General features: G+C 54.3%; 15 protein-coding genes and 7 pseudogenes. 16 read left to right on the forward strand and 6 right to left on the reverse strand.

Annotated elements, in window-relative coordinates; all coding sequences use genetic code 11:
- The first annotated feature begins 27 nt into the window (after positions 1-27).
- The 12 genes and pseudogenes from HV127_RS29615 to HV127_RS29680 form a co-directional block, all read left to right on the forward strand.
- Positions 28-1,521 carry an IS91-like element ISVsa3 family transposase gene (locus tag HV127_RS29615; protein WP_015344975.1) on the forward strand — a complete coding sequence of 498 codons (1,494 nt, stop codon included), beginning with the start codon at positions 28-30 and terminating at the stop codon, positions 1,519-1,521.
- Positions 1,522-1,873: 352 nt separating this feature from the next.
- Positions 1,874-2,314: a peptide-methionine (R)-S-oxide reductase MsrB gene (gene msrB / locus HV127_RS29625; RefSeq protein ID WP_000483554.1), complete on the forward strand. Its 441-nt coding sequence runs from the start codon at positions 1,874-1,876 to the stop codon at positions 2,312-2,314.
- Between the two features lie 21 nt (positions 2,315-2,335).
- The gene (locus HV127_RS29630) at positions 2,336-2,581 is read left to right on the forward strand and encodes a glutaredoxin family protein (protein ID WP_025467194.1); all 246 of its coding nucleotides are present in this window, start codon (positions 2,336-2,338) and stop codon (positions 2,579-2,581) included.
- A gap of 50 nt (positions 2,582-2,631) precedes the next feature.
- Positions 2,632-2,940, forward strand: coding sequence for an antibiotic biosynthesis monooxygenase (locus tag HV127_RS29635; RefSeq protein ID WP_002122973.1), 309 nt, complete (start codon positions 2,632-2,634; stop codon positions 2,938-2,940).
- Between the two features lie 162 nt (positions 2,941-3,102).
- Positions 3,103-4,190 (forward strand): IS3-like element ISAs22 family transposase gene (locus HV127_RS29640; RefSeq protein WP_088821966.1). Its coding sequence is split into 2 segments (ribosomal slippage): positions 3,103-3,355 and positions 3,355-4,190, totalling 1,089 coding nucleotides; the frame shifts between segments, so codons are not numbered across the junction.
- 23 nt (positions 4,191-4,213) lie between these two features.
- Positions 4,214-5,413 (forward strand): annotated as a pseudogene (locus HV127_RS29645) (acetyl-CoA C-acetyltransferase); the annotation flags it as partial.
- Between the two features lie 9 nt (positions 5,414-5,422).
- Positions 5,423-6,085 carry a peptide-methionine (S)-S-oxide reductase gene (locus HV127_RS29650; RefSeq protein WP_001281573.1) on the forward strand — a complete coding sequence of 221 codons (663 nt, stop codon included), beginning with the start codon at positions 5,423-5,425 and terminating at the stop codon, positions 6,083-6,085.
- Positions 6,086-6,318: 233 nt separating this feature from the next.
- Positions 6,319-6,795, forward strand: a pseudogene (locus HV127_RS29655) (transposase); the annotation flags it as partial.
- 467 nt (positions 6,796-7,262) lie between these two features.
- On the forward strand, positions 7,263-7,475 hold the full coding sequence (locus tag HV127_RS29665) for a glutaredoxin domain-containing protein (protein ID WP_044059344.1): 213 nt from the start codon (positions 7,263-7,265) through the stop codon (positions 7,473-7,475).
- A 69-nt stretch (positions 7,476-7,544) separates the two neighbouring features.
- Positions 7,545-7,826, forward strand: a complete 282-nt coding sequence (locus tag HV127_RS29670) for a DUF427 domain-containing protein (protein ID WP_046092728.1) — start codon at positions 7,545-7,547, stop codon at positions 7,824-7,826.
- A gap of 170 nt (positions 7,827-7,996) precedes the next feature.
- Entirely contained in the window at positions 7,997-8,263 is a 267-nt protein-coding gene (locus HV127_RS29675; RefSeq protein ID WP_018429638.1) for a hypothetical protein, read from the forward strand.
- A 198-nt stretch (positions 8,264-8,461) separates the two neighbouring features.
- Positions 8,462-8,761 (forward strand): annotated as a pseudogene (locus HV127_RS29680) (ferritin-like domain-containing protein); the annotation flags it as partial.
- Between the two features lie 32 nt (positions 8,762-8,793).
- Here HV127_RS29680 and HV127_RS29685 read toward each other — a convergent pair.
- Positions 8,794-11,760: a Tn3-like element TnAs1 family transposase gene (locus HV127_RS29685; protein ID WP_182240926.1), complete on the reverse strand. Its 2,967-nt coding sequence runs from the start codon at positions 11,758-11,760 to the stop codon at positions 8,794-8,796.
- Positions 11,761-11,763: 3 nt separating this feature from the next.
- The gene (locus HV127_RS29690; protein WP_001161490.1) at positions 11,764-12,324 is read right to left on the reverse strand and encodes a recombinase family protein; all 561 of its coding nucleotides are present in this window, start codon (positions 12,322-12,324) and stop codon (positions 11,764-11,766) included.
- A gap of 391 nt (positions 12,325-12,715) precedes the next feature.
- On the opposite strand from HV127_RS29690, the pseudogene HV127_RS29695 reads away from it, so the two are divergent.
- A pseudogene (locus HV127_RS29695) lies at positions 12,716-13,483 on the forward strand (Tn3 family transposase); the annotation flags it as partial.
- A gap of 166 nt (positions 13,484-13,649) precedes the next feature.
- Here HV127_RS29695 and HV127_RS29700 read toward each other — a convergent pair.
- The 3 genes and pseudogenes from HV127_RS29700 to HV127_RS29710 all read right to left on the reverse strand — a co-directional run.
- Positions 13,650-14,918, reverse strand: coding sequence for an IS4-like element ISApu1 family transposase (locus tag HV127_RS29700; RefSeq protein WP_011191342.1), 1,269 nt, complete (start codon positions 14,916-14,918; stop codon positions 13,650-13,652).
- A 317-nt stretch (positions 14,919-15,235) separates the two neighbouring features.
- Positions 15,236-15,607, reverse strand: coding sequence for a hypothetical protein (locus HV127_RS29705; RefSeq protein WP_004099020.1), 372 nt, complete (start codon positions 15,605-15,607; stop codon positions 15,236-15,238).
- Positions 15,608-15,832: 225 nt separating this feature from the next.
- Positions 15,833-17,170, reverse strand: a pseudogene (locus HV127_RS29710) (Tn3 family transposase); the annotation flags it as partial.
- A 68-nt stretch (positions 17,171-17,238) separates the two neighbouring features.
- Here HV127_RS29710 and HV127_RS29715 point away from each other — a divergent pair.
- On the forward strand, positions 17,239-18,219 hold the full coding sequence (locus HV127_RS29715; protein WP_042934497.1) for an IS5-like element IS5 family transposase: 981 nt from the start codon (positions 17,239-17,241) through the stop codon (positions 18,217-18,219).
- 363 nt (positions 18,220-18,582) lie between these two features.
- A protein-coding gene (locus HV127_RS29720; protein WP_087770335.1) for an IS3 family transposase occupies positions 18,583-19,730 on the forward strand; the annotation gives its coding sequence in 2 pieces (ribosomal slippage) (positions 18,583-18,820 and positions 18,820-19,730; 1,149 coding nt in all).
- A gap of 18 nt (positions 19,731-19,748) precedes the next feature.
- Here HV127_RS29720 and HV127_RS29725 read toward each other — a convergent pair.
- A pseudogene (locus HV127_RS29725) lies at positions 19,749-21,278 on the reverse strand (DUF4158 domain-containing protein); the annotation flags it as partial.
- 159 nt (positions 21,279-21,437) lie between these two features.
- On the opposite strand from HV127_RS29725, the pseudogene HV127_RS31910 reads away from it, so the two are divergent.
- Positions 21,438-21,542, forward strand: a pseudogene (locus HV127_RS31910) (recombinase family protein); the annotation flags it as partial.
- Positions 21,543-21,545: the final 3 nt, after the last annotated feature.

Genomic DNA, 21,545 nt, shown 5'->3' on the forward strand with positions numbered 1-21,545 from the left:
AAACACAGTATTGCAAGGACGCGGAACATGCCTCATGTGGCGGCCAGGACGGCCAGCCGGGATCGGGATACTGGTCGTTACCAGAGCCACCGACCCGAGCAAACCCTTCTCTATCAGATCGTTGACGAGTATTACCCGGCATTCGCTGCGCTTATGGCAGAGCAGGGAAAGGAATTGCCGGGCTATGTGCAACGGGAATTTGAAGAATTTCTCCAATGCGGGCGGCTGGAGCATGGCTTTCTACGGGTTCGCTGCGAGTCTTGCCACGCCGAGCACCTGGTCGCTTTCAGCTGTAAGCGTCGCGGTTTCTGCCCGAGCTGTGGGGCGCGGCGGATGGCCGAAAGTGCCGCCTTGCTGGTTGATGAAGTACTGCCTGAACAACCCATGCGTCAGTGGGTGTTGAGTTTCCCGTTTCAGCTGCGTTTCCTGTTTGCCAGCCGGCCCGAGATCATGGGGTGGGTGCTGGGCATCGTTTACCGCGTCATTGCCACGCACCTGGTCAAGAAAGCGGGCCATACCCACCAAGTGGCCAAGACGGGCGCGGTCACCCTGATCCAGCGTTTTGGATCGGCGCTCAATCTGAATGTTCACTTCCACATGCTGTTTCTCGACGGTGTGTATGTCGAGCAATCCCACGGCTCAGCGCGTTTCCGCTGGGTCAAGGCGCCGACCAGCCCAGAGCTCACCCAGCTGACGCACACCATCGCCCACCGGGTGGGTCGCTATCTGGAACGGCAAGGCCTGCTGGAACGGGATGTCGAAAACAGCTATCTGGCCTCGGATGCGGTGGATGACGACCCGATGACACCCCTGCTGGGGCACTCGATCACTTACCGTATCGCTGTCGGTTCACAGGCGGGGCGAAAGGTGTTCACTTTGCAAACTCTGCCGACCAGTGGTGATCCGTTCGGTGACGGGATTGGCAAGGTAGCCGGGTTCAGCCTGCACGCCGGCGTGGCGGCCAGGGCCGATGAACGCAAGAAGCTCGAACGGCTGTGCCGGTACATCAGCCGCCCGGCGGTATCCGAGAAGCGGCTGTCGTTAACACGAGGCGGCAACGTGCGCTACCAGCTCAAGACGCCGTACCGGGACGGCACCACGCACGTCATTTTCGAACCATTGGATTTCATTGCAAGGCTGGCCGCCCTGGTACCGAAGCCCAGAGTCAACCTAACCCGCTTCCACGGGGTGTTCGCACCCAACAGTCGGCACCGGGCGTTGGTCACGCCGGCAAAACGGGGCAGGGGCAACAAGGTCAGGGTGGCTGATGAACCGGCAACACCAGCACAACGGCGAGCGTCGATGACATGGGCGCAACGGCTCAAGCGTGTTTTCAATATCGACATCGAGACCTGCAGCGGCTGCGGCGGCGCCATGAAAGTCATCGCCTGCATTGAAGACCCTATAGTGATCAAGCAGATCCTTGATCACCTGAAGCACAAAGCCGAAACCAGCGGGACCAGGGCGTTACCCGAAAGCCGGGCGCCACCGGCTGAGCTGCTCCTGGGTCTGTTTGACTGACGAGCCTGAAGGCCAACGATACCAATCAAAATGCTGCGTTCACAGCGCCGCGGCAGGGATCCGCCGTGCTGGTTGTCGGAAAAGGAGCCGCTAGTGGGAAAGAGGAGGGTAAATTTTCAGCGTTGCTGGCTCCCCGTCAGCCGGATTGGGTTGCATCGCAGGGGTGTCGAAAGAGTCAACTGCGGTCCAAAGCTGTTGGACTTGGGTGAAAAGGGCGTTTATTCTTCCTATACGTCCAACCTTCAAACTGTTCCGCAAGTTTTTGTGGATGGAAAATTCATTGGTAGCGCGACTGACTTCTTCGCGTGGATTGATAGCTAAAGAACAAACCCAAAAATAAAGGAGCAAATTTATGTTCAACTGGGAAAGCATTAACAACTATCTCGATAACGGCACTCCCGCTCCTCCTAGAAAAGTAGAAAAGAGCGAGGAAGAGTGGAAAAAAATTCTGACGCCCGCTCAATTTAATGTCATGCGGAAGAAAGGCACCGAGCGCCCTCACACTGGGGAACTCTGTTCATTTTATGAGGCAGGACGGTATGCCTGCGCGGGCTGCGACACTGAACTGTTTGATTCGAACGTTAAGTTTGATTCGGGAACAGGTTGGCCGAGTTTTTCTGAGCCCGTCGCCGACAACGTAATTCAATATGAACTGGACACGACTTACGGACGAAGAATCGAAGTGCTATGCAATGTGTGCGAAGCCCACTTAGGGCACGTTTTTCCAGATGGTCCTGAGCCCTCTGGGGCTCGATTCTGCATCAACTCGGAGTCGTTGAAGTTTGTAGAGTAATTTTAGAAAATGGAGGGGGTCGTGGGGATTAAGCTGTTCGGTCATAAGGACTGCCACAAAACCAAGATTTACCAGTCGTACTTGAAAGAAAAAGGAATCGAGTTTGATTTTTTAGATGTTCACGAAGACGACGCGGCAGCTGATGAACTGCGATCCCTTTATACTACTGGAAAGTTAAATTTCCCGACAATACTGGTTGGGACAAAGAAGCTGAGAAACCCCAAGTTCAAGGATCTCGACAAGTGGTTGGAAGCTTCGATGAAATAACGAGATCTTTTTTTTGAGGATTGTAATTAGCTTAGTAAGGAGTCAGATCAATGATTATAGCAGTTTTCCGCAGTCGTGTTGCCAAGGAGCACGGTGGGGAGTTTGAAAGAAGATACGCCGAGATGTCCGCGCTTGTCGAAGCCATTCCTGGTTACGGAAGCCATGAGCGGTTTTCTTCTCCTAACGGTGAAGATGTTCTAATTGTCGAGTTCCTTACCAGAGAAGCTTTCGATGCTTGGGATAAGCATCCCGAACACAAAAAAGCCAAGATGCTTGGCAAAGACTACATTTTTGAATCGTACGACGTGAAGGTCGGAGAAGTTTTTGAACGGCACACAAAGCCGGAGGTGAAATTATGAAAACGAGAACTACTTATGTCGTAGGTGGCGTCCGTATTCCATTTATGAAATCAATGACTGCCTATCGAGATGTCACCACGCCAGAGCTTATGGTAATCCCCCCGAAAAACTGAGGTGCTCATAAGTAGAATTTTCTCGTATCTTGAACGCAGGAGGTTCTACATGAAAACATCACGCTTTAGCGATGCACAGATCATCGCCATCCTCAAGCAGGCCGAGTCTGGTTCACCCGTCCCTGAGCTCTGCCGTGAGCATGGCATCAGCTCCGCCACCTTCTACAAGTGGCGCTCCAAATTCGGTGGCATGGATGCCTCTCTCATGGCGCGCCTCAAAGAGCTGGAAGAGGAAAATCGTCGCCTTAAGAAGATGTATGCCGAGGAGCGCCTAAAGGCTGAGATCATCTCCGAGGCGATGGCAAAAAAGTGGTGACGCCATCTGCCCGCAGGGAGATGGCGACCAAGGCTGTGGCTCATTACGCCATTTCTATCCGTCTGGCTTGCCAGGTGTTCAAGGTGAGCGAGGGTTGCTACCGTTATCAGCCCGTGCTGGCTGATGAAAACCAGGAGATTGCCGACTGGCTGCTGCGCCTCACCGCCAACCAGCGCAACTGGGGTTTCGGACTGTGCTTCCTGTACCTGCGTAACGTCAAAGGCTTTGGCTGGAACCACAAGCGGGTCTACCGGATCTATCGGGCGCTAGAGCTCAATCTGCGGATAAAACCCAAGAAGCGGCTAGTGCGGGCCAAGCCGGAGCCGTTGGCAGTCCCTGACCAACCGAATCACTGTTGGTCGATGGACTTTATGCATGACCAGCTCAGCGATGGTCGTTCGGTGCGGTTGTTTAATGTGATCGATGACTTCAATCGCGAAGCACTGTGCATCGAGGTGGATTTTTCCTTGCCTGCCTCGCGAGTCAAACGGGTGCTGGAGCAGGTCATCGAGTGGCGGGGCAAACCAGCCGCAATCCGCTGTGATAATGGTCCGGAATACATCAGCGAAGAGCTCAAGCAATGGGCGCAGCAGAAGAGGATTGCGCTGAGGTATATCCAGCCAGGCAACCCGCAGCAGAATGCCTACATAGAGCGATTTAACCGCACTGTGCGTTACGACTGGTTGGGCCATTACCTGTTTGAGTCACTGAATGAGTTACAGGAATTTGCCACGAACTGGCTGTGGGTTTATAACCATGAGCGGCCCAATATGGCGCTGGGCGGCTACACGCCGAAACAGCGCTTGGCACAGGCCGCATGACCTCTACTTTTGAGTGCTCCAAAAAATGGGGGGATTACCTTATGACCGCTAGCCTGAAAAGTTTAGTCGAAAGATATAACTTAAAGGGCAAAGTCGTGGGTGACGTGGCTCTGGGTGCACTCATGCAAAGTTCGGCCAACTGGAACTTTGCGCGTGAAGTTGTTCAGGCTTCTGGCTTACATCCGAATACGCCAGCATATAACGTGCAGCGGGCTTGCGGTACCAGTTTAGAAACTACGATTCAGATCGCACACAAAATATCCAGCTACCAAATCGAGAGCGGTATTGCGGGCGGCGTGGATAGCAATAGCGACTTGCCAATTATGGTGACTCGTTCGTTCTCGCAGAAGCTCGTTGCATTGAATTCGGCCAGAACACTCGGCGAGAAACTAAGAATCTTTTTGAGCTTTAGGCCGAGCGATTTAAAACCCGTGCCACCCGCCGTCGTTGAACCGCGAACAGGGAAGTCAATGGGTGAACATTGTGAGTTGATGGTCAAAGAATGGAAAATTTCCCGGCAAGAGCAAGACGAGCTGGCTCTGGCAAGCCATCTGAACGCCGCGAAAGCGTACAAAGACGGCTTTTATGCCGATCTCGTTTTTCCATTTTTAGGAAAAAGTACGGATGGAATCATGCGTGGCGATACGACTTTAGAGAAGTTGGCAAAGCTAAAGCCAGCATTTGATCGATCCGAAAAAGGAACTCTGACGGCAGGCAACTCGAGTTCACTCACGGATGGCTCGTCCACCGTTCTTTTGGCTTCCGAAGAAGAGGCTAAAAAGAATAATTGGCCGCTGTTGGCCAAGATTGTGGATTCTCATACTTCTGCCGTGGATTACGTCGCTGGCGAAGGTTTGCTCATGGCTCCAACTGTGGCGGTCAGTGAATTATTGAAGCGAAACGGCTTAAAGCTTCAGGATTTTGATTTTTACGAAATTCACGAGGCGTTCGCTGGACAAGTGCTCTGCACGATGAAGGCGTGGGAGTCTGCTGAATACTGCAAAACACGTTTGGGACGATCAGAGCCTCTCGGAAAAATTGACCGCTCGAAGCTAAATGTCCGTGGAAGTAGCATTGCCCTTGGGCATCCGTTTGCGGCTACTGGCGCTAAGATCGTCGGAGTTTTAGCAAAGATACTGCACTCAGCTGGTCCTGGAAAACGTGGCCTTATCGTCGTTTGCACGGCGGGAGGAATGGGAGTGGCTACAATTCTTGAAAGTTAGGAGAAAAATATGTCGGATCTAAAAATGAATAAAGAAGACGGTGTTGAAAGCTATGAATTTGCAACCCCTGAAGCAATCGAAGAAGCATTGAAAATCGGGAAGCTTAGTCAAACGGTTTTCGGCATGGGTTGCTTTTGGGGACCGGATTCTAATTTTGGAGGGACGCAGGGAGTAGTGCAAACACGTGTTGGCTACGCTGGAGCATCAACTCTGGATCCGAGTTACCGCAACATCAACGGACACGCCGAAGTCGTCAGAGTGATCTACGATAAAGACCAAATCAGCTACAGGGAACTTCTTGGAAGTTTTGAATCATGGTCTGTTCATGGTAGAAAGCAGGGCCAGTATCGCCAGATACTTTTTGTTTTTGATCTGGAGCAAAAACAAGTAGCTGAAGAACTGATTCAAGCGATTGGAAAGGAGAAATCTCCCGAGGTGATTGAGGCCGGAGAACAAAATGGTTATTTTTGGCCCGCCGAAGATTACCATCAAAAGCATCGTCTTCGCAGAAACAAACAGCTTGTAAGTCTTGCAGAAGTAGATTTCGGTCCTCGCTGGGATGAACATCTGTATTTTACTAAATTAAATAGTACCGATAGAAAAGGCTTCAGTCTCTCAAGCTGGCTAAAAAAGTTGTCTCCGGAAATGCAGAAAGCTTACCGAATCGGTTAATCTGAAATTGCAGCTGGCTAAAGAACTCTATTTTCTATATGTAAAGAATGTGACGATCTCCTTCACATGGAGTCCAAGAGAGCATAAAAAATCTGTGTAAGTCGCATTACCCATGTATTTGAAAGGAATAAATAATGCCAATATCAGACCAGCTTATCGACCGAAGCAAGACCTCAGTTTTTATGAGGTCTTGAGATCAGCGCAGCATGAACAGATCTCTTACAGTGTGGCGAACACGAGGCGGCAACGTGCGCTACCAGCTCAAGACGCCGTACCGGGACGGCACCACGCACGTCATTTTCGAACCATTGGATTTCATTGCAAGGCTGGCCGCCCTGGTACCGAAGCCCAGAGTCAACCTAACCCGCTTCCACGGGGTGTTCGCACCCAACAGTCGGCACCGGGCGTTGGTCACGCCGGCAAAACGGGGCAGGGGCAACAAGGTCAGGGTGGCTGATGAACCGGCAACACCAGCACAACGGCGAGCGTCGATGACATGGGCGCAACGGCTCAAGCGTGTTTTCAATATCGACATCGAGACCTGCAGCGGCTGCGGCGGCGCCATGAAAGTCATCGCCTGCATTGAAGACCCTATAGTGATCAAGCAGATCCTTGATCACCTGAAGCACAAAGCCGAAACCAGCGGGACCAGGGCGTTACCCGAAAGCCGGGCGCCACCGGCTGAGCTGCTCCTGGGTCTGTTTGACTGACGAGCCTGAAGGCCAACGATACCAATCAAAATGCTGCGTTCACAGCGCCGCGGCAGGGATCCGCCGTGCTGGTTGTCGGAAAAGGAGCCGCTAGTGGGAAAGAGGAGGGTAAATTTTCAGCGTTGCTGGCTCCCCGTCAGCCGGATTGGGTTGCATCGCAGGGGTGTCGAAAGAGTCAACTGCGGTCCAAAGCTGTTGGACTTGGGTGAAAAGGGCGTTTATTCTTCCTATACGTGCGCGCGACCTCAGCCAGGCGGTAAAGGAACTTTGGGCCATGCCGCCCGGATCGCGCGCAATCGTCAGCATCTGCGCCGACGGCGGTCAAGGCACAGTCGCCCTCCTCGAACGCGGCTGACGGTAGATCAACGCCATGACAGCGATCCGCTTCCAACTGTCGGAGACGCGATATGACAACTGATGTGCTGCTGTACATCACGAACTGATGCCCGTTCTGCCGCCGGGCGAAGATGCTCCTCGAGGAGAAGGGCGTGCAATGGAAGGAACTCGATATCGAGGCGGATCCGGTTCACCGGCAGGCCATGACGGAAGCGTCGGGTCGAAACACCGTGCCGCAGATCTTCATCAACGGCACGCATGTCGGTGGCTCCGACGAGCTTTTCGAGCTCGATGTCAGAGGCGAACTCGACAAACTCCTGGGGCGCACGCCGCCCGCCATCTGAGGGGGTGCGGCCTTGGGGCAGACAGCCCGCAAGCCCCGTGCCGGTTGATGAATACGAAAGGAGAGTCCGTTGGTCTCAGCTATCTGGAATGACGCCACCATCGCCACAAGCAACGAGACGGTCGTCGTCGAGGGAAACCACTACTTCCCACCGTCGGCAGTCGATTTTGGCCTGCTTGAGATGAGCCCGCACACGTCCGTCTGCCCGATCAAGGGCACCGCGCGCTACTTCCATGTGCGTGTGGGAGACGCGCTCAACGTGAACGCAGCCTGGACCTATCCAGATCCGACGCCAGGCGCCGAGGGCATCCGGGATCATATCGCCTTCTGGAAAGGCGTGGAGGTTGCGTAGCAGGCGGACAGGTGGCGGCCTCAGCGCCATGTGCAAGCGCCCGCGGGACGGCTTTTCCGCCCATCCCAGGCCGCGTCGGCTACAGGGCTCCGCCCCGGACCTTCTCCGCGGACTGGCGCCGAGGGCCTCGGACCCTTGGGCTTCTGTCGAATCAAGACGACTGGATTGAGATGGAGCATGCCGAGTTCGATGCCGCCTTCGCGCAGCTTCCCGAGGGATACAGCGAAGGCGCCTACGAAGGCCGGCGTTTCGGCGTGACTGTCCGGCGATCCGGTGACGGACGTCGCAACAGCCTGTTCGCCAGGGAGTTGGCCGGGACCGACATTGTCAGCTTCAACCTCTATCGCGTTACATCAGATAGAACATTGCTGAAGCCGTGCGAGATGTCCGCCGAAAAGGTCGTCGCGTTCGTGCTGGATTTCCGACCGGCCCCCTGACGGGCAGGTGGAGGTCCCGGCCGACCGGTCCGCCTGCGACGCCCGGCCCCCCAAGACTGCGCATGTCGCTCAAAGGTATCAAAACTATAGCCACCGGCCATTGGACTTCGTCTGGCAATGAATTCATCTTCTATACATCGCCATCCGTGGGGGAATCGGTGCTGGATCCCGTGTAGCCAGATTGAGAAAGTCTAAGCGATGACGAACAACAATGCCTCCGCCCTTCCGACACCTTCTGATCTTGACGAATGCGCGGCGATGACTGTCGCCGACGCTCTGAAGATCATTCTGGCGAACAGCTACGCGATTTACCTGAAGACAAAAAATTTCCACTGGCACGTCTCCGGACCCTACTTCAGGGACTATCACCTGCTTCTTGATGAGCAGGCCGCAGAGATCCTCGCCGTCACCGATGCGATCGCCGAGCGCGCCCGAAAGACGGGCAACACCACCATTCGATCGATCGGCGATATCGCGCGCCACCAGACGATCAAGGAGGGGAGCCCGCAGAATTCGGAAAAAATCGTACGCTAAGGTTTTCCGGGCATCCGTAAGGGCCGAAACTTCCCGTCTTCCAGTCTGCGGCTCTGCCGCCAGACGTAATCGCCGGTTAGGTTGATGTGCTCCCAGCCCAGCGGCGACAGGAATTGCAGCAGCTCGCCGTCCACCGGCTTGCCGGCCTCGACCAACCCCTGGGTGGCGCGTTCCAGGTACACCGTGTTCCACAGCACGATAGCCGCCGTCACCAGGTTGAGGCCGCTGGCCCGGTAGCGCTGCTGCTCGAAGCTCCGATCCCTGATTTCCCCAAGGCGGTTGAAGAACACCGCCCTGGCCAGCGAGTTGCGCGCCTCACCTTTGTTCAGGCCGGCATGCACGCGGCGGCGCAGTTCAACACTTTGCAGCCAGTCCAGGATGAACAGCGTGCGCTCGATCCGGCCCAGCTCGCGCAGGGCCACGGCCAGTCCGTTCTGGCGCGGGTAGCTGCCGAGCTTGCGCAGCATCAGCGAGGCGGTGACGGTGCCCTGCTTGATCGAGCTGGCCAGGCGCAGGATGTCGTCCCAGTGGGCACGCACGTGCTTGATGTTCAGGGTGCCGCCGATCAGCGGGCGCAACGTCGGGTAGGCTTGCACGCCCTGCGGCACGTACAGCTTGGTTTCGCCGAGGTCGCGGATGCGCGGCGCGAAGCGGAAGCCTAGCAGGTGCATCAGGGCAAAGACGTGATCGGTGAAGCCGGCCGTGTCGGTGTAGTGCTCCTCGATCCGCAGGTCGGACTCGTGGTACAGCAGGCCGTCGAGCACATAGGTGGAATCGCGGACGCCGACATTCACCACGCGGGTGCTGAACGGCGCGTACTGGTCGGAGATATGGGTATAGAACAGCCGTCCCGGCTCGCTACCGTACTTCGGGTTGACGTGCCCGGTGCTCTCGCCCCGGCCACCCGCGCGGAAGCGCTGGCCATCGGAGGATGAGGTCGTGCCGTCGCCCCAGTGGGCGGCAAAGGCGTGGCGATACTGGTGGTTGACCAGCTCGGCCAAGGCCGCCGAATAGGTTTCGTCGCGGATGTGCCAGGCTTGCAGCCAGGACAGCTTGGCGTAGGTCAGGCCGGGGCTCGACTCGGCCATCTTGGTCAGCCCGAGGTTGATCGCATCACCGAGGATTGCGGACAGCAGCAACGTCCTGTCTTTGGCCTCGGCCCCGTCCTTCAAGTGGGTGAAGTGGCGGCTGAAGCCCGTCCAGTCGTCCACGTCCATCAGCAGTTCGGTGATCTTGATGCGCGGCAGTAACTGGCTGGTTTGGTCGATCAGCGCCTGCGCCCGATCCGGCACCGCCGCATCCAGCGGGGTGATTTTCAGCCCTGACTCGGTGAGGATGGCATCGGGCAGCTCGTTGTCCTTGGCCAGGCGGGTGACGGTGGCCAACTGCTCGTCCAGCAGCTGCAAACGCTCTTCCAGGTACTGGTCGCTGTTCGGGTTGATCGCCAGGGGCAGGGCCTGCTCGCGCTTGAGTGCGGCGAACTTCTCGGCCGGCAGCAGGTAGTCGTCGAAGTCGCGGAACTGCCGCGAGCCCTTGACCCAGATGTCGCCGGAGCGCAGGGCGTTCTTCAGCTCGGACAGGGCGCAGATTTCGTAGAATTTCCGGTCGAGGCCTTCCGGGGTGATCACCAGCGGCTTCCAGCGCGGCTTGATGAAGGCCGTGGGTGCATCGGCCGGCACCTTGCGCAGGTTGTCGGCGTTCATCTCACGCAGGGTCTGCACGGCTGCCAGCACGCCTTGCGCGGCCGGCGCGGCGCGCAGTTCCAGCACCTCCAGCAAGGCCGGCGTGTAACGGCGCAGGGTGGCGAAGTTCTCGCCGACCAGGTGCAGGTGGTCGAAGCCTTCCGGCCGGGCCAGCAGCTCGGCCTCGCTGACGCTCTCGGTGAACTCGTCCCAGGGAATCACCGCCTCGATGGCGGCATAGGGGTCGCTGCCGCTTTCCTTCGCTTCCAGCAGCGCCTGGCCGATCCTGGAGTACAGGCGCACCTTGTCGTTGATCGCCTTGCCCTGCTTCTGGAACTGCTGCTGATGCTTGTGCTTCGCGCCGCTGAACAGCTTGACCAGGATGCGGTCATGCAGATCGACCAGCTCATCGATCACGGTCGCGGTGCTCTCCAGCACCACGGCGGCCAGGGTCGCGTAGCGGCGCTGCGGCTCGAACTTACCGAGGTCTTTGGGCGTCATCTGCCCACCCTCGCGGGCCAGCTTGAGCAGGCGGTTCTGGTGGATGTGCCGGCCCAGGCCTTCGGGCAAGTCCACCAACTGAAATGTCTTCAGCCGCTCGATGTGTTCCAGCATGTGCCGAGAGTTGGGTTTCAGCGGTGCCTGGCGCAGCCAGGTCAACCAGGTGATGCTGCTGCCGGCCTTGAGCTTCAACAGCTCGTCCAGCTTGGCCCGATGCGAGTCCGTGAGTGGTTCGACCAGGGCGCGGTAGACCCGCCGATTGGCTCGCGCAATGGCTTCCGAGCAGGCCCGGTCAATCACGCTCAGCGCCGGCAGGATGCGTCGTTTCTGCCGTAGGCTCTCCAGGGCCTGACCGGCCAGCAGCAAGCCTTTGTCGGTCTGCTGGGCCAGCTCGGTTAGCTCGCGCACCAGGGCGCGGAAGTCGGACAGGCCGAACGGGGCCAGTTGCAGGTAGGTGCGCAGTTCCTGGGCATGCTCGCGACGGGTCACGTCGCGCTCGCCGTACTTTGCCCAGCTCGCCGGCTCGGCCTGGACTTGCTTCGCCACCCACAGGATGACCGGCTCGGGCAGCTCGCTGTCGGTTCCCAGCGCGTAACCGGGGTAGCGCAGCAGGCAGAGCTGCACGGCGAAGCCGAGGCGGTTGGCGTCGCCGCGTCGCTGGCGGATCAGCGACAGGTCGGAGTCGTTGAAGGTGTAGTAGCGGATCAGGTCATCCTGGCTTTCCGGCAGCGCAAGCTGGGTGTCCCGCTCCGTGGCCGAGAGGATCAAGCGACGCGGCATGTGTCAGTCGTCCGTGCGGAGGTACTGGTAGAGGGTTTCCCGGCTGATGTTGAACTCGCGGGCAAGCTGCGCCTTGGGCTCGCCGGCCGTCGCTCGCTGCCGCAGGGTAGCAGCCTGCTCATCGGACAGGGCTTTCTTGCGGCCCCGGTACGCGCCACGCTGCTTGGCCAAGGCGATGCCCTCACGCTGCCGCTCGCGGATCAGGGCGCGCTCGAACTCAGCGAAGGCCCCCATCACCGACAGCATCAGGTTGGCCATCGGCGAGTCCTCGCCAGTGAACACCAGGCCCTCCTTCAGGAACTCGATGCGCACGCCGCGCTGAGTCAGCTTCTGTACCAAGCGACGCAGGTCATCGAGGTTGCGGGCCAGCCGATCCATGCTGTGCACCACCACTGTATCGCCTTCGCGGACGAAGCTCAGCAGCGCTTCGAGCTGGGGGCGCTGGGTGTCCTTGCCCGATGCCTTGTCGGTGAACACCTTGCTCACCTGGGTTTGTTCCAGCTGGCGTTCCGGGTTCTGGTCAAAGCTGCTGACCCGGACGTAGCCGATGCGGTGCCCCTGCACGATGTCTCCTTGGTTGAAGGCGGCTTAAGTGCACTTTCTGTTCCGTTGTGCCTCAAAGCCCATTTCTGTCAGGCTGAAATCTATAACCTTCGCGGGCATGTGTCAAAAAATGGGAAAGCAGACTCTATTCTGACGAAGCGGCGCGGCCCTGCCTGACATCAAGTTAGGGTATAGCCTAGATTGACATGCGCGATGCAACCCTTAACTTGCTTGCACCTATCGTTTCCATGCTAGCTTTATCGTAACGCTAAGGAAGGTCTGAAAAAGCCCATGTTTCGCGAAATCACCGCTCTGTAACCCGCATGGTTGCTGGGATGCATTTCTCGAGCGGGGGCTTTTTCAGACCTTCCTTAGCTTAGCGTACGATTTTTTCCGAATTCTGCGGTTCCCCCTTCTGGAGCAGCAGACCGGGCTGAATCCGGTAGAAATTATGACGGACACGGCAGGATCCAGCGATATCATTTTTGGCCTGTTCTGGCTACTGGGCTACCAGTTTTCCCCTCGTCTGGCCGATGCAGGTGGGGCGATATTCTGGCGGGCAGATAAAATGGCCCATTATGGTGCCCTGAATGAGCTGGCTCGGGGATGTGTTGAACTTTCAAAAATAGAATCCCAATGGGATGAAATGATGCGAATGGCGGGTTCACTGAAGCTTGGGACCATCCATGCATCAGAGCTTATTCGTTCACTGTTGAGAAGTAGCCGACCATCTGGTCTGGCTCAGGCGATTATGGAAGTGGGCCGGGTCAACAAGACTTTGTATCTTCTCAACTATATCGATGATGAGGATTACCGGCGTCGGATACTCACTCAGCTCAACCGGGGAGAAGGACGCCATGCAGTGGCTCGAGCCATTTGCTACGGACAACGTGGTGAGATTAGAAAACGCTACCGTGAAGGTCAGGAAGATCAACTGGGTGCTCTGGGCCTGGTGACCAATGCGGTTGTGCTGTGGAATACACTTTACATGCAGGAGGCGTTGTCACATCTTCGCAAATCGGGGGAAACTCCTGAGGAGGAGCACCTGGCAAGATTGTCGCCGCTGATACATGGCCATATAAATATGCTGGGGCATTATACGTTTTCGTTACCAGAAGATATTCTGAATGGCGAGTTAAGACCATTAAATTTCAATACAAACAATGAATTAAACCCTTAGCGTGGTTTTTTACATCATTGGACCCCGAACCCCTAATAGGGGAGCCCGCAGAATTCGGAAAAAATCGTACGCTAAGGTTTTCCGGGCATCCGTAAGGGCCGAAACTTCCCGTCTTCCAGTCTGCGGCTCTGCCGCCAGACGTAATCGCCGGTTCATGTACAGGACCTTAAGCGGCGAGTCCATTTAAAACGCCTTCCAAGGTCCTGTTCTGTATCGACTTTCTCTGCTTGGTTCGGCAGGCGTTCTTGGCCAAATAATCGGCAGCCCATTCCAATCTTTCCCTTATTTCTGTCAGCGCCCTATGGGCCACTGCTTCCAATAGCGGTAGCCACCACGTCGCACTGTTCTTCGACGCTTTCAGCATCGATAGCGCCCCACTCATCACACTCTGCGCGACCCGTCTCTTCATCACCAGCGACAGCAGGCTCGTCCACACCAACCCCTCGGCAATCGCTTTCTCGCCCGTCACAAACCCCTTGAGCCGGTTGTGCGATTTCCACTCTTTAAATAACAACTCCACCTGCCAACGGCAGCGATACAGGCTCATCACCTGCTCTGCTGACCATGCTGCTCGCGGTAGGTTCGTCATCCACAGACAGAACCGCTTTTCCTCAGCAAACCAGCGCCGGATCAACCGGTACTCGACCTGGCCGGACTTCACCACCATATCCAGTACCTCGGCCCGACAGCGTCGCCGTCCGGCCTCTCTCAGAGATAGTCCCGCCAGCTTGGGTACTTCCCGTCCATCACCGCGCCAGGCTTGGATTATCTTGGGGTTCAGGCTTTTCGTGCCGCGCACCAGATAAAATCCGCCAGCGTCGTTCACCTGCTCAAACCAAGCCCTGTCAATGTAACCTGCGTCAGCCAGCAGCAGGCAGTTGGTCAGCGTGTGGGCTTCAGGCAGAAATTGCCGTTCCCCTGCGGTATCGGCAGACACACTCATGCACAACGGGCTCTGCTCCGACAGTGACATGGTCATATGGCACTCGATAGCTGCCGGACTGATGGTCTTGAACCGGCCGGGAAAATCAGCAGCAAGGCGCCGATGCACCGCAAAGGAGGTGCCATCGTGCAGTAACACCTGCTTGAACGCGCCGAGGGAGGCTGCTTTGAGTTGATGGTCGATACGCAAGGCGATGGCCCGCTCGACCAGGGCTTTCATAAACAGGGCAAAGCTCTCTTTGCGCAGCTGATTGTGAAACGGTTTGTAAGAAACCTGATGGGTGTTTACCAGTTGCAAGGCATTGAAATGGCGGTGTAAACCGGCAATGTCATTGACCTGGTCGCCTCCCATGGCCCGCAGCAGTGCAGGTACGAGCATGGCTGGGGTAATGGCACGCTGACGCAGACAAAACTTGCAGAGCCGAGCAATGCGCTCGAGTGCGGCGGGAGCCAAGAGTTGCTCCAGATAGTAATTAGCGTTGATAATAGTCATAGGCTTCGCGCGTGTTGATTTTGTTTGGCGATAAAATCAGATCACAAACGAAGCCTTTTTTATATCTATTTCAATTGGTTGCCGCTAAAGATCCTGTACATGAGTGAGGGTTATGGTGGCTATATGCTGGATATTGCTATTCAGATGACAGCCATATGGGGAAGATTACAGGCGCCTGAAATAACAGCAGAGTATGGAGTGACTACCACGGCTGGAGGTTGGCACGGGCTGATCCCCTCTCCCTTTGGGAGAGGGTTAGGGTGAGGGGAGCTGGCTGACCGGGTGTAGCAACCAGGCGGCATTACACCGCTGAATCTTCAGTTATTGAAATTCCACGCGATCGGCAGTTCGACGTCGAAGATAAGTGCATCCCCGTCGAGGCGAAAGGCCAGGCTGGTCTGGTGCTGGTCGTATTCGTTGATAATCAGGCAGCTCTCGGCGAAGTTGGACTCGTAGTTGATATGGGCCACTCCTTCACGGCCGTCAGCGAGTTCGATGCTGAGCACCCGCAGCGGGTTCTCCTGACTGAGGTTGACCCGGGTGTCCCCCACGTCCACCAGCCGTTCCAGCAGAGGGAAGAAATCTTGTCTGTGGGTCGTTATGGCCTGGGTGATGGCCTGCTCCAGCTCAGCCTGGGTGGCGAAGGGGCCGCCGAGTGGGTAGCGGGTCTGGATCCTTTCCTGAGTCATTGCGTTTCCTCCTGAACTGAGATGTGGCAACAGTTTGGCCGCTGCAGTGACCTGTCATGTACAGGATCTTTAGCTACAACCAATTGAAATAGATAGAAAAAAGGCTTCGTTTGTGATCTGATTTAATCGCAAAAAAAAACCGACACGCCCGAAGCCATGACTATTATCAATGCAACCCAGTACCTCAAGCAAGGGGTTTGAGGTCCAATGGGGCGAAAACCTACGCTAAGAGTCTACATATTCATTAACATGTTGATTTAAAGGCCTTAATTCACCATTCATCACGTTTTCAGACAAGGTGAATGAGTAATGCCCTAACATATTGATATGACCGTGCATCAGCGGTGATAATCTGGATATATCTTCTTCGTTAATTTCAGTAGGCTGGCTATCTGTATTAATATGTCCAAGGGCTTCCTGCATATACAGCGTATTCCATAAAACAACAGTATTTGTTACCAGTCCCAATGATCCAAGTTGATCCTCTTGCCCTTCGCGATAGCGTTTTCTGATTTCACCACGTTGACCATGGCAAATGGCGCGAGCCACACTGTGTCTCCCTTCACCCCGGTTTAGTTGCGTTAGTATTCGGCGACGATAATCTTCATCATCAATATAATTCAGCAGGTATAGCGTTTTATTTATTCGCCCAGCTTCAATGATGGCCTGCGCCAAACTAGACGGGCGCGTGCTCTTCAATAAACTACGGATTAGCTCTGATGCTTGTACAGTTCCCAATTTAAGAGAACCCGCAATCCGCATCATATCGTCCCAGTTAGCCTCAATCAGTGCTAGATTGATGCAACCACGGGCCAATTCATCGAGAGGGCCGTAATTCGCATTTTTATCCACTCGCCAGAAAACGGCATCTCCGGCATCCGCCAGACGTGGGGAAAACTGGTATCCCAACAACCAGAACAGACCGAATATCAAATCACTGGCACCTGCTGTATCAGTCATAATTTCCTGTGGATTTAACCCCGTTTGCTGTTCAAGTAAACCCTCCAGAACAAAGATTGAGTCTCTCAACGTACCTGGGACAACAATGCCGTGAAAACCAGAAAACTGATCGGAGATAAAGTTGTACCAGGTAATTCCACGATCAGAGCCAAAGTATTTTCTATTGGGTCCGGCGTTAATCGTTTTTACTGGCGTAACAAAACGCATACCATCAGCAGATGCGACCTCTCCACCACCCCATCGCTGAGCGAGACTGAGCGTAGCCTGGTAATCAACCAGGCGAGCATTCGCTTTGATAAGGGTTTCTGACCGAAAATAATTTTGTTTCACCCAACTAAGACGATGCCGGGTTAATGATGGAATATTGTGCTTAATTAATGGTTCAAAGCCAATGTTGCAGGCTTCTGCCAGTAATACAGCACAAATGCTGATATGCAGATCTTTCGCTCGCGCATTAGACTCGCTGACATGAGTAAATTCTTCGGCAAATCCTGTATGGGCATTGATTTCCAGTAAGAGCTCAGTCAGATCCACCAAAGGTAAAAGACCTCTGACTTGTCTGTTGAGAGCTATCAGACTTGGTGATTCATCCAGTTTCTCTAGGGAAGGTGCGAACAAGTCCCTGATATGAGATCATGTTTGTCATCTGGAGCCATGGAACAGGGTTCATCATGAGTCATCAACTTACCTTCGCCGACAGTGAATTCAGCAGTAAGCGCCGTCAGACCAGAAAAGAGATTTTCTTGTCCCGTATGGAGCAGATTCTGCCATGGCAAAACATGGTGGAAGTCATCGAGCCGTTTTACCCCAAGGCTGGTAATGGCCGGCGACCTTATCCGCTGGAAACCATGCTACGCATTCACTGCATGCAGCATTGGTACAACCTGAGCGATGGCGCGATGGAAGATGCTCTGTACGAAATCGCCTCCATGCGTCGGTTTGCCCGGTTATCCCTGGATAGCGCCTTGCCTGACCGCACCACCATCATGAATTTCCGCCACCTGCTGGAGCAGCATCAACTGGCCCGCCAATTGTTCAAGACCATCAATCGCTGGCTGGCCGAAGCAGGCGTCATGATGACTCAAGGCACCTTGGTCGATGCCACCATCATTGAGGCACCCAGCTCGACCAAGAACAAAGAGCAGCAACGCGATCCGGAGATGCATCAGACCAAGAAAGGCAATCAGTGGCACTTTGGCATGAAGGCCCACATTGGTGTCGATGCCAAGAGTGGCCTGACCCACAGCCTAGTCACCACCGCGGCCAACGAGCATGACCTCAATCAGCTGGGTAATCTGCTGCATGGAGAGGAGCAATTTGTCTCAGCCGATGCCGGCTACCAAGGGGCGCCACAGCGCGAGGAGCTGGCCGAGGTGGATGTGGACTGGCTGATCGCCGAGCGCCCCGGCAAGGTAAGAACCTTGAAACAGCATCCACGCAAGAACAAAACGGCCATCAACATCGAATACATGAAAGCCAGCATCCGGGCCAAGGTGGAGCACCCATTTCGCATCATCAAGCGACAGTTCGGCTTCGTGAAAGCCAGATACAAGGGGTTGCTGAAAAACGATAACCAACTGGCGATGTTATTCACGCTGGCCAACCTGTTTCGGGCGGACCAAATGATACGTCAGTGGGAGAGATCTCACTAAAAACTGGGGATAACGCCTTAAATGGCGAAGAAACGGTCTAAATAGGCTGATTCAAGGCATTTACGGGAGAAAAAATCGGCTCAAACATGAAGAAATGAAATGACTGAGTCAGCCGAGAAGAATTTCCCCGCTTATTCGCACCTTCCCTAGGCTGCTGATAGTCAACGTAGGATGTTTCCCCCCGTATTCGATATGGACTGACGCATTATCATCAAAGCTATCAGCTACCGCTTTCCAGGCAAAATCTAACTGCTGAGCAAGCTTTTCTGTTGCCTGCTGAGCATTGACAGGGTGGCCTAATGAATCGCCACGGGTTTAACAGACACCTCAGAGTCATTTAAGATGGCTTAAAGAGAGGTGCCCATGAGCGGTAAGCGTTATCCCGAAGAGTTTAAAATTGAAGCAGTCAAACAGGTTGTTGATCGCGGTTATTCTGTTGCCAGCGTTGCAACACGTCTCGATATCACCACCCACAGCCTTTACGCCTGGATAAAGAAGTACGGTCCGGATTCTTCCACTAATAAAGAAGAGTCAGATGCTCAGGCCGAGATCCGCCGTCTCCAGAAAGAGCTGAAGCGGGTTACCGACGAACGGGACATATTAAAAAAAGCCGCGGCGTACTTCGCAAAGCTGTCCGACTGAGGTACGCCTTTATCCGTGACAACACCTGTTGCTGGCCTGTTCGCCTGCTCTGTCGGGTGCTGGATGTTCATCCCAGTGGTTTTTACGCCTGGCTTCAGCAGCCGCATTCACAACGCCATCAGGCAGACCTGAGACTGACAGGACAGATTAAACAGTTCTGGCTGGAATCGGGATGCGTCTATGGTTATCGCAAAATCCATCTGGATCTGCGGGACAGCGGGCAACAGTGCGGAGTGAACAGAGTCTGGCGACTGATGAAACGTGTCGGGATAAAGGCTCAGGTCGGATACCGGAGCCCGCGGGCACGTAAAGGCGAGGCCAGTATCGTGTCGCCCAACAGGCTCCAGCGACAGTTCAACCCGGATGCTCCGGATGAGCGTTGGGTAACGGACATAACCTACATCAGGACCCACGAAGGCTGGCTGTATCTTGCCGTGGTTGTTGATCTGTTCTCACGCAAAATTATCGGCTGGTCCATGCAATCCCGGATGACAAAGGACATTGTCCTGAACGCACTGCTGATGGCTGTATGGCGGCGTAATCCCCAAAAACAGGTGCTGGTTCATTCGGATCAGGGCAGTCAGTACACAAGCCATGAGTGGCAGTCGTTCCTGAAATCACACGGCCTGGAGGGCAGCATGAGCCGTCGCGGTAACTGCCATGATAATGCGGTTGCAGAAAGCTTTTTCCAGTTGTTGAAACGCGAACGGATAAAGAAAAAGATCTACGGAACGCGGGAAGAAGCCCGCAGCGATATTTTTGATTACATCGAAATGTTTTATAACAGTAAGCGTCGGCATGGTTCTAGCGATCAGATGTCACCGACAGAATATGAAAACCAGTATTATCAACGGCTCGGAAGTGTCTAGATTATCCGTGGCGATTCATAATGCTCGACAGACAGAGACGCGTTGAGCTTGCCATTCTGTCCCTTGTAATAGCTTTGACCGTGGATCTCCCCAACGATCGCTATTCTCAAGATAAATATCCCGCCGCCTTAATGCATCCTGAAACCGCTCAAGTAGACATAGTGAATAGCCAGGCCGTCTTACTCGGCCTTCTTCGTCAAAAACCAAACGCTTCCAGGGGCCGGTAATAATATTTTTTGGAGCATCGTCAAGGATGTGCTTTCTTGAAGCGCCTAGCGACGATAAATAGTTAAAAGCTGCCAGAGTATGTTCTCCCGCCGGGGCGGCCAGAAAAGTTAATTCCCGAAGAACTCTGGGTAGAAAACGGCGAACGCGCCCATATTGTTCAATCATTTCATCTTGGAAATTATTGTCTGCCGGTCGGGCCAACTCATTGACCATTTTTACCGACTCAGCCAGTCTTTCTTTGGAAATGCAGGAAAAAATTGATTTTCGGAGGTGGGAATCATCAGTTACCTCATCCAGCAGGAGTGCACAGGCTTTTGCCAGTATCAACGAAGAGCGGTCCAAATCCTTCAACGTCCTCAACCGCTTCTTTTGCCCTGCTTTTTTAGCCTCTCCCGCAATATTAGTGATTAGCATATCCAAAACATCGATGGCTTCATCCAGCGCAATGACCTCCAATGATTTAACAAAGGCAATAAGTATCGCTGTACGTTTCTTCATGGGGATACGAACTATCTTTTTTACCGAGGTTACATTGGCATAGCGAGCAAGACTTTTTAGCTGAGCCGGTGGAAGGCCTGTAAAATCAAGTTGCTGAAAACCCAGTTGGTGCAATTTGTTATAACGATCAAGTGCATCGTTAAATGCAGGACTACTGACTGTCACAGGACCTTTTTTCAGTTGCTCGAACATGGATACTCTCTGACCTTCACTAAAGCTCAGTAATTCATCCAGTTGTCGTTTCTGTTCATCATTGGGCAATGCCAGTAATCTTTGCCAAAGACGGTTTGCTGCTCGTTCGCGGATTTCGGTGATCACTCTGGAGAGTGTTGTGGTTCCTGGTAATAAAATTTTATGCTGTACCAGCCATGCGGTGGCGAAATCGAACATCAGGCTGGGGCGTTCATTGCTAATCCAGGCTCGGGTATACAGCAACCGGTTCAATCTGAATGTCCACGGAAACTCCCCGAACTCATGATAGTGATAATATTTTTTGATTTGAGCATAATGCTCCCAGCGGGTTGGTTCTCGTTTTGCGTATTCAGCCAGAATATCAGTCCGACTGATTGAAAGCTGCGTGGCAACAAAGGTTTGTACATTGTGCGGAACCAGAGCCAAATCAGGCAGGAACGCTCCTAAAAATCGGACGGATGTTAGTTGAAGGGCTATACCAAGACGGTTTTGGTCCCCGCGCCTTTGTGCGATGAATATCAGGTCATTTTCATCCAGAATAAAATAACGGGAAAGTTGTACCTCGTTCGGCTCTGCCGCATAACGCCCATAATTTTGCTTCTGCTCTTCAGTCAAAAAATCGATAGGCATCCAGCACTCCTTGCGTAACTATGACTTAGGTCTATTTTTAACTATCTCAAATGTTATAAGTTTTGAGACCGCTCAAAACGACGTCAAACATGAGTATCAAAAATCGCGATTTATACTTTATGATACTACGCAGTATCAATATCGATTTGTGAGACCAATATGGCATTACTGGGATATGCAAGAGTATCAACCAGCCATCAGAAACTGACGGTACAGATCACGGAACTGAAATCTGTCGGTGTCAGAGATGACCGGATTTTTACTGGC

It is taken from the genome of Klebsiella sp. RHBSTW-00215 (assembly GCF_014103785.1).
In the GTDB taxonomy this organism is placed as follows: Bacteria; Pseudomonadota; Gammaproteobacteria; order Enterobacterales; family Enterobacteriaceae; genus Klebsiella.